The sequence below is a fragment of the Microcoleus sp. MOSTC5 genome (assembly GCF_036701825.1).
Taxonomy (GTDB): Bacteria; Cyanobacteriota; Cyanobacteriia; order Cyanobacteriales; family Microcoleaceae; genus Microcoleus; species Microcoleus asticus.
The window spans coordinates 45,425-59,733 of sequence record NZ_JAUBRK010000038.1; the positions used below are offsets into that span (position 1 = coordinate 45,425).

Consider the following 14,309-nt stretch of genomic DNA (forward strand, 5'->3'; position numbering starts at 1 on the left):
GCGATTAAAAGGGCGGGTTTTTGAGATTGTCAATTATTGGCAGATATTTTTCGTGAACCCGCCCCTACCGTATTAGGGGTAATCGACCGGACATAATATTACATCCGTTAAATAATCCGTTGCCGAACTTCCATCCGTTACATCCGTTAAATAATCCGTTGCCGAACTTTGTTTCCTCAGCAGTTGACAGCACCTATTCTGAGAATATTTTTCAAATATTAATTATGATTAATTCGCACTGCCAGCAAGATACCGCAGCACAGCAAAACAAAAGTTCGCTGCAAACTCTCTCCCGAACTCTGAGAATGTCTCAGGGGCAATTTTCGCTGATTTTGGTGCGGTGCAATTACAGTGCGATGAGAGAGGAAACTGTACGGCAATTGCGAGAGGAGTCTGGTATCGAGATTCGAGAAATTGTCCTCCCGGCATCTGTTAAAACTCTTTACACGACGATAGAAACCGAACTTTCCGGCAGCCAGCCGTCAGCTTTAATGGTGTTTGGATTGGAATCGGTAAGCGCGATCGATCGAGTCCTGACTTCTACCAACTACGTTAGAGAAGAATTTCGGAATAATTTTCCCTTCCCGGTGGTGCTGTGGGTGACAGACAAAATTTTAAAAAAGCTGATTCGGTTAGTAACAGATATCGAGACTTGGACGACAACTGTTGAATTTGTGCTCGGTCCAGACGACTTGGTGGATTTCCTGGGCAAAAGTGCCGATCGCATTTTTTCCCACATTTTAGAAAGCGGCAATTGGCGTTTAAGTAATTCTGCCATTCTCGGAAGCAACTCTTTGAGTGAATTAGAGTCCGCTAGCCAAGACTTGCAAACTTGCAACATCAGGTTAGAACCAGCTATTGAAGCAAGTTTGCAATTTATTCGCGGTCGGCACGAATATGCTTGTCACCGCATCCCGGATGCTCTTGCATTGTATCAAAAAAGTCTCAATTTTTGGAAGTATCAAGTACCATTTATTGGCGCAAAGACAGAATTTAGCAATTTGTTATTTACCGTTCATCCGGCCCCGGTGTTAGAGGGAATTATGCTATTCCACATCGGTCTTTGCTACCGCTTCCAAGCAGAAATACACCGCAGCGGGAACCGTCCTTACTGGACGGAAGCTAAGAATTATTTTCAGGAATGTATAGATGTTTTAGAACGCGCCGGACGGTCGGATGCAGTTGGTATATTCATCAATCAACTCGGCGAAGTATTACAGCATTTAGAAGATTGGGATGCACTCTGGAATTTAGCTATCAAAGCTCGGAGGTTACATCAAAAGATGGAAAATTCAGCAGTTAATTTGGCTCAAGATTACGGCTTTTTGGCTAGAGTAGCCTTAGAGCAAAAGAACTGGCAAGGGGCAAAAGAATGGGCTTTAGTCGCTCTAAACGTTCTCAACTCGAATTTAGAAGCGACGGGACAGGGAACGCCTGTAAAGTCGCAGCATCAAGGCCTATATCTGTTAATTTTAGCAGAGGCCCAGAGCCAGTTGGGTGAGATGGAGGAGGCGATCGCGCATTTAGAGCTTGCTCGCTCGGAAACCGAACCTTGCTACAACCCGCAACTGTATTTGCGGGTTTTAGAAATGCTGCGATCGCTCTATTTTCAGCGGGGAGAATATCTCGAAGCATTTCAAATTAAGCAAGATTATCGAGGGGTGGAACATACATATCGGTTCCGAGCTTTTATTGGAGCCGGAAAGTTGCAGCCGCACAGAGAAGCGGTTAATTCCGTTGCCGAAACTATTGCCGATGCTGCTACTATTGCTGACGAAATTACTGCTTCCGGCAGAGAACAAGACCTGAATCGCTTGATATATAGGATGAATAATACCCCCGACAAACTGACAGTAATTTACGGTCAGTCTGGAGTTGGTAAAAGTTCAATAGTCACCGGAGGATTAGTACCGGCTCTCAAACAAAAAAAAATAGAAATGCGGACTGTTTTGCCCGTAGTGCTGCAAGTTTACAACAACTGGCCGCGGGAATTGACCAGACAGTTATCTGCTCTTAAAGCTGAAATATTCGATCCGGAAATTTCCGAAGCCTTACCAGAAACTGCTCCGGTAGATTTTCCAGTAGAAGCAGACCCAGCCAAGGAAAATCTTATTTCGGGATTTCACGGTGGAGCGATTGGGAATAATGAGGATCGAAGGGAGCAGTCACAGCCAGTAGAATTAATAATAGAACAACAGGCTATCGAATACGAAAACATTATCAAGGATCTGCAAAGAAATTCTGAACATTTAGTGACTGTGCTGATATTTGACCAATTTGAAGAATTCTTTTTTGTGTGGAAAGAGCCAGAGGCAAGACAAAGATTTTTTGATTTTTTGCGGGAATGCTTGAAAATCAAATACTTAAAAGTCGTCCTGTGTTTGCGGGAAGATTACCTGCACTATTTGCTGGAATTTTCCCGACCCAAAAACCAGAAAGAATTCGTTAACAATGATATTTTGGAGGACATTCTCAGCAAAAACATTCTGTTTTATTTGGGAAATTTTTCGCTGGTCGATGCGCGATCGGTAATTCGCACTTTAACTGAACGAGCGCAGTTTTACTTAGAACCAGAACTGATTGAAGAATTAGTTAAAGATTTAGCTGGAGAATTGGAAGAAGTCCGCCCGATCGAACTACAACTTGTCGGCGCTCAACTGCAACAAGAGAACATTAGAACTTTAACTCAATATCAGGAACTCGGCAACAATCCGCAACAAAAATTAGTCGAAAGATTTCTGGAAGAAGTCATCAAAGATTGCGGTCCTGAAAATGAAGTAGCGGCGCGCCGAGTTTTGTATTTGCTAACAGATGAAGAGGAGATACGTCCCCTAAAAACCCGCGCCGAATTAGCCTCGAATTTAGCGACATTTGCCGAAGCTGATAAATTAGATTTAGTCTTAGAACTGTTAGTAAACTCTGGCTTAGTTTTTCGGTGGACGGAACTGCCGGCAGAGCTTTATCAGCTCGTTCACGATTATTTAGTTAGCTTCATTCGCCTGCAGCAAGAATTAGATCAAAAGGCAGAATTTGAGGAACTGCGAAAGCAAAACCAAATTAACCGAGATGAAATTGAACAAATTCGCAAAGACAGAGAGCAAGATGCTTTGCTGTCGGAAGCTAGAGACAAACAGTACCAAGCGGAAGCTCAACTTTACCACGCTCGGAAATGGCAATTGCGGGCGGCGGTTTTAGGAGTGCTTGTACTCGGAGGTGTTTCGGCGATGGCATTCGAGCAAGCAAAATTAGCAGAAAGCGCACGGCAAGAAGCAGAAACCAGTCGGACTGATGCCCTAAATTCGGCGTCGGAAGCTTTGGTGCTTTCTAATGAAAAAAATCAATTAGGAGTGTTGGGAAATAGTATCAAAATTGGTCGTGGTTCTCAGAAAAGTACAGCGCTGCCTGTGGACACTAAAAATCAAATTTCTGAAAGACTCAGACAAGCAGTTTCCGGTGTGCAAGAACGCAACCGTTTCGAGCAGCACAGCAAGTTTGTTTTGGATGTGAGTGTCAGTCCCGACGGCAATTCAGTTGCTTCGGCAAGTGCTGACAAAACTGTTAAATTGTGGAGCAAAGAAGGTAAGTTATTAAAAACTTTCAATCACCCGGATAGCGTGACGAGTGTTAGTTTTAGTCCCGATGGGAAAACGATCGCTACTGGTTGTGCCGATCGCACAATTAGAATTTGGCAAGTAGATAACGACAAAAATGCGATCGGCATTTTATCCAGCCACCGCGATATCGTCACCAGCGTCAGTTTCAGTCCCGACGGTAAAAACCTAGCTTCCGCCAGTCACGACAACACCCTCAAAATCTGGAACCTTGCGAACAAAAAATTGCTGCAAACCTTAACCGGACACAAAGACTGGGTGCTCGGCGTCAGTTTCAGTCCCGACGGGCAAACAATTGCCTCAGCAAGTGTTGACAAAACTGTAAAACTTTGGAACCGAGAAAGTAAAACCCAGAAATTTAAAATTAATCCCAAAACATTAACCAATCATTCTGGAATTGTTTACAGCGTTAAGTTCAGTCCTAACAGTCGAGAACTCATCTCAGCAAGTGCCGACACCACAGCCAAAATTTGGAACCGAAATGGTGAGGAAATCAGAACTCTCAAAGGACACAACGATGAAGTTGTCAGCGCGAGTTTCAGTCGCGACGGCGAAAAAATTGTCACCGGCAGTGCAGACGATACGGTGAAAGTTTGGAGTCGCAGCGGCACTTTGCTCAACACTTTTCGAGGACATCAAGACGACGTGAGGGCCGTCAGTTTCAGCGGCGATGGCACTATTGCTTCCGCAAGTAAGGACAAAACAGTGAAACTTTGGAAACCGGACAGCACTCCGTTGAATAAGATTTTATCGGGACATGAAGACTGGGTTTATAAAGTCAGTTTTAGTGCTGATGACAAAACAATTGCTTCTGCTAGCGGGGACAAAACAGTGAGACTTTGGCACGCTGACGGTAGTTTATTCAAAACCTTAGAAGGTCACAAGGATTCTGTTACCTGGGTGAGCATTTCGCCTGATGATAAAACTGTTGCTTCGGCTAGCGACGACAAAACGGTGAAAGTCTGGAATTTAAACGGGAAACTGTTAGATACTCTCAGCCACAGCGGCATTGTCAGAAGCGTGACTTTTAGTCCAGACGGAAAGATAATTGCCGCCGCAAGTGCCGATCGCAAATTGTACCTCTGGCGCTGGAACGGTTCTAAAGCAACTTTGTTTGCAAAACTCGATCACAGCAATCCAGTAATTAGCGTTAGCTTCAGTCCCGACGGCAAAACTATTGCTACTGCTACCGCTGCTGAGGACAAGCCAACCGGGAAGAAAAAGGCTTTTGAAATTACCGGAGAAAAGAGAGTTTACCTGTGGCAATTTAACGGTTCGTCGGCGAAAATTCTGAAAACTCTCGACCACCAGGACAGCGTTAAAGATGTTAGCTTCAGTCCCGACGGGAAGACTATTGCTGCTGCTTGCGCTGACAAAAAAGTTTACTTGTGGGGGTTTGATGGAAAGGTGGCAAATTTAACTGAAAAACTCGACCACAGCGATACTGTAGAAAGCGTGAGTTTTAGTCCCGACGGCAAGTTGATTGCGGCCGCGAGTGGGGGAAATACTGTTAAACTGTGGAATTTTGACGGCAAGAAGGCGCTGCTATCTAAGACTTTAGAATCGAGCGATCGGGTGTTGAGCGTTACTTTTAGTTCGGACAGCAAAACTCTGGCTTTTGCTAGCAGGGATAGAAGTGTAATTTTGTGGCCTGTGGAGAATTTGGAATTGAATAATATTATTGCTCGGAGTTGCGAATGGTTGGGAGATTATTTGCAGAATGACCCGAATGTTGCTGAGGGCGATCGACTGCTTTGTCTTGGGTTTGGGAAACAGGCGTTAAATAAGAGGAAGTAAACCTGGTTTGTAGTGAGGAGTTCATTTCTCTCTCTGCGGATGAAGAAGGACTTGCATTCTTTACAGCTAACCTATAGTTTAATTTAGATTAAAATCTCTATCTGTTGACTGGTGTTTTTGGCTGTAAATTTGCGGTAAAATTCCAGTAATAAACTTAACTCCTTTGGCGGTTCGCCCGCCGCATCAATCCGCAATTCCACCAAAAGGTAAACCGCATGGATGTCAATTCCCAAAATGTCCAACCAATCCCGCCATTCCACGAGAAAAATGAGGAAACGCCAGACATAGGCGGCGGTTTGCCCGTAATAGAGTTTTGGGCAAAACATACATTGTCCCCGGAAGGCCCAAAACTTTGGAAAACTTTGCTGCACAAAAGTGCTTGTTTGTCCTGTTCTTGGGGCACTGGGGGGCAGAAAGGAGGTTTTACGAATGAAGAGGGCGAAAAACTTCAGCGCTGCATGAAAAGTGTGGAAGCAATCTCCGCTGAAATCAAGCCGGCTATCTCAACTCAATTCTTTGAAAAGAAGAGTATTGCACAACTTCAGCAATTAACTTCAATGGAAGCCGATAGGTTGGGAAGGCTGAGTTTTCCGATGATTTTGCGGGCTGGTTCATCTCATTACGATCGCATTTCTTGGGAAGAAGTTTATCAAATTGCCGAAGCTGCCTTTCGCAAAAACCCCGAACGAGTGGCATCCTACAGTTCTGGCCGTTCTTCCAACGAAGCGGCTTTTCTGCTGCAATTGATGATGCGGGCGATGGGTTCCAATAACTTAGCAGATTGTTCAGATCTCTGCCACGCTCCCTCGACAACCGGGTTAAGCGAAATGTTTGCCACCCGCACCTCGGTAGTGAGTCTAGAAAACTTGAAGGAAGCAGATTGCGTCGTACTCGCGGGCAGCAATTCTTCCTACAACCATCCCCGCTTGATGAACGAATTGATTAAACTTCGCGACAAAGGCGGTAAAATAATTGTAATTAACCCGGTCATGGAAATCGGGTTAGTCAAGTTTGGTTCTCCCGCATTTCCCGTCAAGTCGCTCATCCCCGGTTCCGATATTTCCTCGCTATACTTGCAACCAATTCCCGGTAGCGATACGTCGCTATTTGTCGGCATTCAAAAGTCTGTAATCGAACAAGGATTGCTAGACAAAAAATACTTGCAAGCTTATACAGAAGGCTGGGAAGCAGTAGTCCAACACGCCCGCGAAACCTCTTGGGAAACTATTACTGAAACCTGCGGAGTTTCCCGCGCAGAAATTGAGGCAGCCGCCAAAATTATCGGCACTTCACAGCGGGTTGTCTTCGGTTGGGCGATGGGAATTACGCAACACGATAACGGTGTAGATAATGTTTTCAGCATTGCCAATACTGCTTTAATGACAGGAAATGTCGGCAAAGAAGGGGCGGGATTAATGCCCGTGAGAGGACACTCAAACGTGCAAGGATTCGGCTCTATGGGCGTCACTGTGAAGCTGAAAAAAGAAATTCAACAAGCTTTAGAAAAGTTATTGAATCGTCCCCTCAGCTCTGTTAAGGGTTACGAAACTCGATCGCTCATTGAAGCAGCAGATGCAGGCAAAGTCGATACCCTGATCTGTCTGGGCGGCAACTTGTATGGGGCAAATCCAGATTCAAATCAGGCAAAAGAAGCTTTAGGTAAAATTGAAACTATTATTTACCTCGCAACTAAACCGAATTTAGGGCATTTTAGCGGCTTGGCAAAACACAATACAATTGTGATTCCTGTACTGAATCGCTTTGAAAATCCCCATAAAACAACGGTGGAATCTGGGAATAATTTTGTGCGTTTAAATGATGAGGGTGAAACTCATCTCAAAAATGCAGATCTGATTCCAGAGGTACAATTTTTGACGGAATTAGCCAGCCGAATTCACGGCGATTTTCCCGTTGATTGGCGCCAACTTCAAGACACAAAATACGTTCGGCAATTGATTGCTAAAACTATTCCGGGCTATGAAAAGATAGCAACAATAGATGAAACCAAAGAGGAATTTACCATCAGCGGTCGCATTTTTACCGAACCTAAATTCCCTACAGAGTCTGGGAAAGCGAAGATGTTTGTCGCGCCTTTACCTAAGCTGAAATTACCGGAAGCGAAAGAGTTTGGAGTATCGGAATCAACACAGGGTATTGTTGTGGCATTGATGACGGGACGCAGCTATTCTCAGCACAATACTGTCGTCTACAAAATTGATGACAAGTACCGGGGAATGCCGCACCGCAACTGCATTTTGATGAACCGTGCGGATGCAGAAAGCACGGGTTTTCAAGAACATCAGCGGGTTACGGTACAGGGAAATGTGGGGAAAATGGAAAATGTCGAGGTGATTTACGGGGCGGTTCGTGAGGGTGCTGCTTTGATGTTTTATCCTGAAGTTAATGTGATTTTTAACCCGGAAATTGAAAGGCGATCGGGTACGCCTGCTTACAAGCGCGTACCTGCTTTTGTTTATGCACAAGCGTAATCAGAGTGGACACGGCAGTGCCGTTTCCCTACCATTAATTGGGTAGGGAAACGGCATTACCGTGTCCTCCGTTTCTATCACTTTAAACAACTAAAAAATCAGATTCCCCGATCGAACTTAACGCCATTCCCGGTAACAGCGCCAAGACTTGTCCGGTGCTGCCGATCCGAATTTCAGTATCGTTGCCTGAAGGTACGATCGACAGTTGCTCGAATCTCAAACCATCAACTAACACTAACCAATCCACACCATCAGCAAAATCAACAATCGTATCCGTACCCCCATCCGGCTGCAACACAATGTCATCGAAACCGACACCGGTGATAATAGTATCGTTTCCCCGACCGCCCCGCAGCAAATCCCCCCCGCCCCCGCCAGTTAACACATCCATGCCTTTGTCGCCGTAAATATAGTCATTGCCTTCGCCACCGTCCAAACTATCGCTTTGCCGCCCCCCACTAACCGTGTCGTTCCCCGCACTGCCTAGAATACTGTTAGCTAATTCATTTCCAAGTACCTGGTCATTCCCGGGCGAACCTACCAGATTTTCGATATCCGCGCCAAAAGCAATGTACGTGCCAAAGGTTTCAGTTGTATAAAGCCGATCGAGATCAGTACCTAGCGCCCCCTGCGCAGATTGTATATAGTAGCCCAGAGATCCCAAAGCGCTCTTTGCTGTTAGCGGCTTACCCTGATTCATGTCCAAACTATAGACGTTGTTGGCCGGCAGTGCCGAAAAGTCCAAAGTATCACTGCCGCCGCCGTCCCAAATAGTTTGAACCGTATTGAAATTAGTTCTGTCGAATTTGTAAACATCGTCGCCATCGTTAAAGTCGTCGCGCGCGCCGTAGAGATACTGCAAGGCCCGGATGTCATAGGCCATCAAACTCCGGGGTTCTTCGGCGTTGGGGTCGCTAGCTCTGGCATCTAGGGGATTGTAGGACATGATCGTATTTCTCGTATTGTCCTTGTCAAACGGAAGATACGGAAGGTCTTCGGGGTTTCCTGTTAAGCCGCTGCTGGAGTCGTTGTAGTTGCCGGGGTGCTTCAAACCCATCGCATGACCGATTTCGTGAATTAAAGTAGAGTGGCCGTAACTGCCGGGTCCTGCGGAAAAAGCTCTTTCCGGATCGTTTTCAGCGAGCTTTTGGAGGTGGATGGCGACCGCGCCCAACTGACCCGGATAACCACTGTAGGCATAGCCGTCAGCACCCGGCCCGTCAGAAAACATAATTCTGATGTTGCTTTGGGCCGAGTCTGGAACTTCTACAAAGTTGAGCGGCAAGACTGTGGCATAATTGTCCCGCAAGATTTGGCGGACATTCTGTTTGATGCCATCGTTAACTTCCTCAATATTGGTTTCGCTTCTATCTGCAAAATAACTGTCCGAGCTGTCAGCAGTCACAAAACTGTAGGTGATGGTGCCGCCGGGAGCCACGTTCCATTTGTCTGGCTGTTGGGGGTTTGCTCCACTGCTTATCAGCAGAGCATCGATATCGTTAGAGTTGCTGAAGGCGGAAGCTTGAGCGGCCGATCGTTCGGCGCTGGAATCTGAGGTTTGAGCGCGGCTGCTACAGATCGGGCAGCTATGTTTTGAAGCACCTTGCAACAAATCTGAATTGTTATTAGTTAAATCACTCAGAGTGTAAACAGACATGAGGTTCCTTCCAATTCGAGGCAAGAGGATGTTGATTAATATTATTAAATAAACAGATATGAAAGTCAATTAATAAAAATCATGACTTTGACTTCATAAAAATCATATTTATAAATAAATGTTACCAACAAACGATCGGTTGTCACGAATGATTTGAGCTTGCTGCTATTAACTCTTAATTTGCAAGGCTCTACCGCGCCAAGTCCATCCCCAACCGGTTTCGGTTTTAATCGCAGAACCGATCGCGATCGCCGCCACTAACGCACCTCCCAAACCTCCCAACCACCAGTATTTCGTCGGACAGTCAGAAATCTCGGCACCCAAGCGGCGCAAATTGTAATGCTGCCAAATTACGATTACGGATAAACAAATAGTTAACCAGGTAATTGGCAATTGGTAATTGGTAATTGGTAATTGGTAATTGGTGATTGTCAGAATTTCTGCGAAGTCGCCGTTTGCCAGCAAAATACCTAATGCCAACCACGGCATAGGATAAAGAAATAACATAATTGCAGCCATGTAAACCATCAAGCCCCAACTGCGGTTAGCGCCGAGATACAGATTCTTTGTCCAGCCTTCCCACAATGCGTTCCAAGACCGATACATCCGCACGGATGCCAAATTTGACCCGGCATAAAGTCCGAGCTTTAAACCCGCACGTTTGATGCGTCTAGCTAATTCCACATCTTCCACAATTTCGCCGGCAACTGCTTCGTGACCGCCGATTTTTTCGTATGCCGATCGCCTAAATAGCATAAACGGGCCACCCGCAAAAGCGCTGTCAGTTGTCGGATTGTTGACTGCGGTGAAGTCGTAGCAAACTGCTAGGTGATTGAACATTATCGGCTGCACCAACCACTCGGCAAAACACTCGCAAACCAGCGCTGGCATACAGGTTAGCAAGTCTATTTTCTCGGTTTCTGCTGTGGCGATAGCGGTTTCGATCGCCCCCGATTTGAGCCGCACGTCGGCATCGATAAATAATAAGAAGTCTCCGGTTGCTACCTGAACAGCTTGGGTGCAGGCCCAGTTTTTGCCCGCCCAATATTGGCTCGCAGGTCGCGGCTGACCTGCTAATATTTTAAGGCGGGGGTCGTTGAGCTGCTGTTGCAGGGTTTGCCCGATCGCTAGCGTGTCATCTGTCGATCGATCGTCTACAATCAAAACCTCTAGGTTGTCCACAGACAGCGGTGTACTCTCCAAAATGGCGATCGCGCAATCCCGAATATTCTCCGCTTCGTTGTATGCTGGTACGATTACCGAAACTTTGGGGAACTGCGCGGCCCGCCCAGGTGAGAGCGGCGCTGAAATTCTGTCGGTTCGAGGCGCATTTTTGACCGATCGGCGCAAATTCTTAGTGTAAGCTCTACTTACTATGAGAGAAAAGATTAGCAGGGTTAACAATATCAAAGCGAACTGACCTCAAAATTTTGGTGCACAATTTGTCTCCTTAAATATTAAAAAATATTAAAACAAAAAGTTAGCCGATCGCCCGGAAAGTTATTTTGACCGAAAGCATCCAGGATACAAGCCCCCGGATTCATCCGTGGGGTCAATGCTTCAATCTAAAATCTAAAATCTAAAATCTAAAATCGATTGACCGCCTCTTTTGCTATAATTTGTGAGCATCTTTCGGCTCGCCCGCAGCGAGGGGCAAGACCCCTCATCCGGTCAGCGACCGAAAAGCCGAGGATAGATATCAGTTGTCAGAGGAGATTGCAATGGGCGAATTTTTTACAGTCGATGTGTTGGCGAACACGATAGCGATACTCGGCGCTTTGGGTTTTTTCTTTTTGGGATATCAAGCTTTGCAGATGTTGAAAAAATAAAGTATTTAGTAAATAAAGCCGAGTTTGCAGTGGCGGTCGCATCAACTTAAATTCTTGTGAGGTGGGCATCCGGCCCCCCAAAATATGCAATTTAAATCGATCGCAGCGATACATAGAGAGAAAGTAAAGAGCGAGGCTGCGAAGGGTAAAAATAGCAATTCCTGCCGGCAGTGCAACTGTTTCTTGCGAAAATCAACCAAAAAAAGGCTGCGTTATTATCATGGTGAGCCAACTTTTAGATGGACGCTATCAAATCATTGAAGTCATAGAAACAGGAGAATTTGGACAAACCTATCTGGCCAAAGATATTCGCCGTCCGGGGGAACCGCAGTGCTTTGTCAAGCACCTGCGTCCCGGTACCACAGAACCGAAATTAATTAATACTACGCGCCGTCTTTTTCAAAAAGAAGCAGAAGTTCTAGAAAAGCTCGGTCAACACGACCAAATCCCTCAGTTATTCGCTTATTTTGAAGAAAATGAAGAATTTTTCTTAGTTGAATCCTTTGTTGCCGGTCACTCGCTATCAACCGAGATTGTACCGGGAAAACCTCTAACAGAAGAAAAAATGATTTCTTTGCTGAAGGAACTGTTAGAAATTTTAGTGTTTGTACACGGACAGGGAGTAATTCACCGAGATATTAAACCGGCAAATTTAATCCGCCGCTATTCAGACAACAAGTTAGTTTTGATCGATTTTGGCTCGGTGAAAGAAATTCACATCGCTCAAAGGCAAGCGCCGGTAACTGTGCGGATTGGCACGCTGGAATATATGCCGATCGAACAATTTCAATACAACCCGCAACTCAACAGCGATATATACGCTTTGGGAATGATTGGCATCCAAGCAATGACGGGTTTGCCGGCTTACGATTTGCCGAAACTGCGGGATTTGAAAAATTCTAATAAAGGCGAAATTGTTTGGCGGCATTTAGCCACGTGTTCCCAAGCGCTGGCCGATGTTTTGGATAATATGGTGCGCTACGATTTTCGGGAGAGATACCAGTCGGCGGCGGAAGCTTTAGCCGATTTGAGGAAAATTGGCGATCGCTCCCGGGCGCGGATTCCCAAGCTTACAATATATCGCGAAGAAGTCGATCGGCGCAGCAGCAGCCGCGGTGACATTACAGTCGTCGGTCGTAGAATATTAGATGAACTGCGCGTCAGTTTGGAATTGCTGCCAGAAGAAGCAGAGGCGATCGAAGATGAGGTATTGAACCCTTACCGGAAATACAGGGAAAAAGGCGAACGCTACGAACAATCACTGCAAGAAGCAATGCAGCAAGAATATCCCTTTTCTCTGGAAACTCGCGACGAGTTAAAACGCTTGCAGCAAGTTTTAGGGCTTACCGACGAAGATGCCGCGAAAATCGAAGAATTAGTCATTCCTAAATCTTTATTCGCTAAATTGTACAAGGCGATCTCCACAGTTTTGGAGGGACACCGCAACCCCAATCCCCCACCAGCAAGCAGCGCCCCTCAACTCGAATTGCAGGCAAGTCCGGCGGTATCCCCGCAGCTAAATCTGAACGGAAAAACCGATTTGTCGATCGCCCCCACCGCAGCGCTTGTCCCCAAAGAAACTCGCAAATTCAATCCTTATCTCGCCGGGGCAACAATTGCGGCTCTCTTCGCTGCGATCGGCGGAATTTACGGATATCTCAAGTTGCAAGAATGGCAGCAGCAAGTCCAGAAAGAATCTCAACAACTCAATCAAATTGAAGCTCTTTATAAAGCCAGCAATTATGAAGGCTGCATCAGCCAAATACCAACAATTGCCGGCACTTCCAGCAGCTATGCGTCCGCTCAGGAGTTACAGGAACAGTGCCAAGCAGGCTTGCAGTGGAAGAACGCCAAAGTCAAAAATTTCGCTCAGCATTCAGATGCCGTTGGGTCTGTTGCTTTCAGTCCAGACGGCTTAATGTTAGCCAGCGGTTCTAAAGACAAAACCATCCAAATTTGGGATTTAGCTACAGGTAAGTCGATCCGCACTTTTCCAGGAGATTCCTCCACTATTTGGTCGGTTGCTTTTGACTCAAAGGGTACGAAACTGGCTACTGGAACCGGTTTTTGGCGAGTCATGCTGTGGGATTTGAAAACAGGGCAAGTGATTCGCAGTCTCGACCACACTGCTTCTGTTTGGTCTGTCGCTCTCAGCCCCGACGGACAGCTTGTGGCTAGCGGCAGCGGAGACACAACCACGAAGATTTCGGATGCAGCAACTGGCAATGTGATTCAGAATTTGCCCGACCATACAGATTTTGTTTATTCTGTTGCTTTCACTCCAGATGGCAAAAGTTTGGTTAGCGCTTCTAAGGATAAAAAAATTACAATTGTTGATGTAGCAACAGGGGCGTTGCTCAAAACTATTCAGGGACACGGCGAGCCCGTGAGGTCGATTGCTGTTAGCCCGGACGGCAAGACAATTGTTAGCGGTTCCTACGATGAAACTATTAAAATCTGGAATATCGCAACAGGAGATTTAATTCGCTCTATCAACGGACATTCTGACGATATTGTCTCGGTTGCTATCAGCCCCGACGGGAAGTTTATTGCGAGCGGGAGCAAGGATAAAACTATTAAAATTTGGGATTTTGCTACCGGAGAATTGCTGAATACTTTAACCGGACATTCCGATGAAGTTTATGTGGTGGCTTTTAGTCCCGATGGCAAAACTCTTGCTAGCGGTTCTAAAGACAATACTATTAAGTTGTGGCTGAGGTAATCAGAAGGAAGAAGGAACAAGGAAGAAGGAAGAAGGAAGGAAGAAGGAAAAATAGTCCTTGACGCACAGACTATACTTGTAGGGTGGGCAGTGCACACCTTACTACTACAGATAGTGTAACAATTGAAAAGTTGTGTCTACGACTGAAGAAGTCAGTCAACACTCAACAGTCAACAGTCAACAGTATCCATTAGTCATTGGTCA

General features: G+C 45.9%; 5 protein-coding genes. 3 read left to right on the top strand and 2 right to left on the bottom strand.

Annotated elements, in window-relative coordinates; translation table 11 throughout:
* The first annotated feature begins 224 nt into the window (after positions 1-224).
* Positions 225-5,408, top strand: coding sequence for an nSTAND1 domain-containing NTPase (locus QUA54_RS20920; RefSeq protein WP_333416128.1), 5,184 nt, complete (start codon positions 225-227; stop codon positions 5,406-5,408).
* A gap of 215 nt (positions 5,409-5,623) precedes the next feature.
* Positions 5,624-7,897: an FdhF/YdeP family oxidoreductase gene (locus QUA54_RS20925; protein WP_333416129.1), complete on the top strand. Its 2,274-nt coding sequence runs from the start codon at positions 5,624-5,626 to the stop codon at positions 7,895-7,897.
* An 82-nt stretch (positions 7,898-7,979) separates the two neighbouring features.
* Here QUA54_RS20925 and QUA54_RS20930 read toward each other — a convergent pair whose 3' ends face one another.
* Positions 7,980-9,554, bottom strand: a complete 1,575-nt coding sequence (locus QUA54_RS20930) for a M10 family metallopeptidase (RefSeq protein WP_333416130.1) — start codon at positions 9,552-9,554, stop codon at positions 7,980-7,982.
* Positions 9,555-9,722: 168 nt separating this feature from the next.
* Entirely contained in the window at positions 9,723-10,964 is a 1,242-nt protein-coding gene (locus QUA54_RS20935; protein ID WP_333416131.1) for a glycosyltransferase family 2 protein, read from the bottom strand.
* Positions 10,965-11,603: 639 nt separating this feature from the next.
* Between QUA54_RS20935 and QUA54_RS20940 the strand changes: the two genes are divergently transcribed.
* Positions 11,604-14,105 carry a protein kinase domain-containing protein gene (locus QUA54_RS20940; protein ID WP_333416132.1) on the top strand — a complete coding sequence of 834 codons (2,502 nt, stop codon included), beginning with the start codon at positions 11,604-11,606 and terminating at the stop codon, positions 14,103-14,105.
* Positions 14,106-14,309 lie beyond the last annotated feature (204 nt).

Bases quoted from the DNA above. Each gene is read 5' to 3' on its own strand.
- QUA54_RS20920 (WP_333416128.1), top strand. From the start codon at position 225: ATGATTAATTCGCACTGCCAGCAAGATACCGCAGCACAGCAAAACAAA.
- QUA54_RS20925 (WP_333416129.1), top strand. From the start codon at position 5,624: ATGGATGTCAATTCCCAAAATGTCCAACCAATCCCGCCATTCCACGAG.
- QUA54_RS20940 (WP_333416132.1), top strand. From the start codon at position 11,604: ATGGTGAGCCAACTTTTAGATGGACGCTATCAAATCATTGAAGTCATA.
- QUA54_RS20930 (WP_333416130.1), bottom strand. From the start codon at position 9,554: ATGTCTGTTTACACTCTGAGTGATTTAACTAATAACAATTCAGATTTG.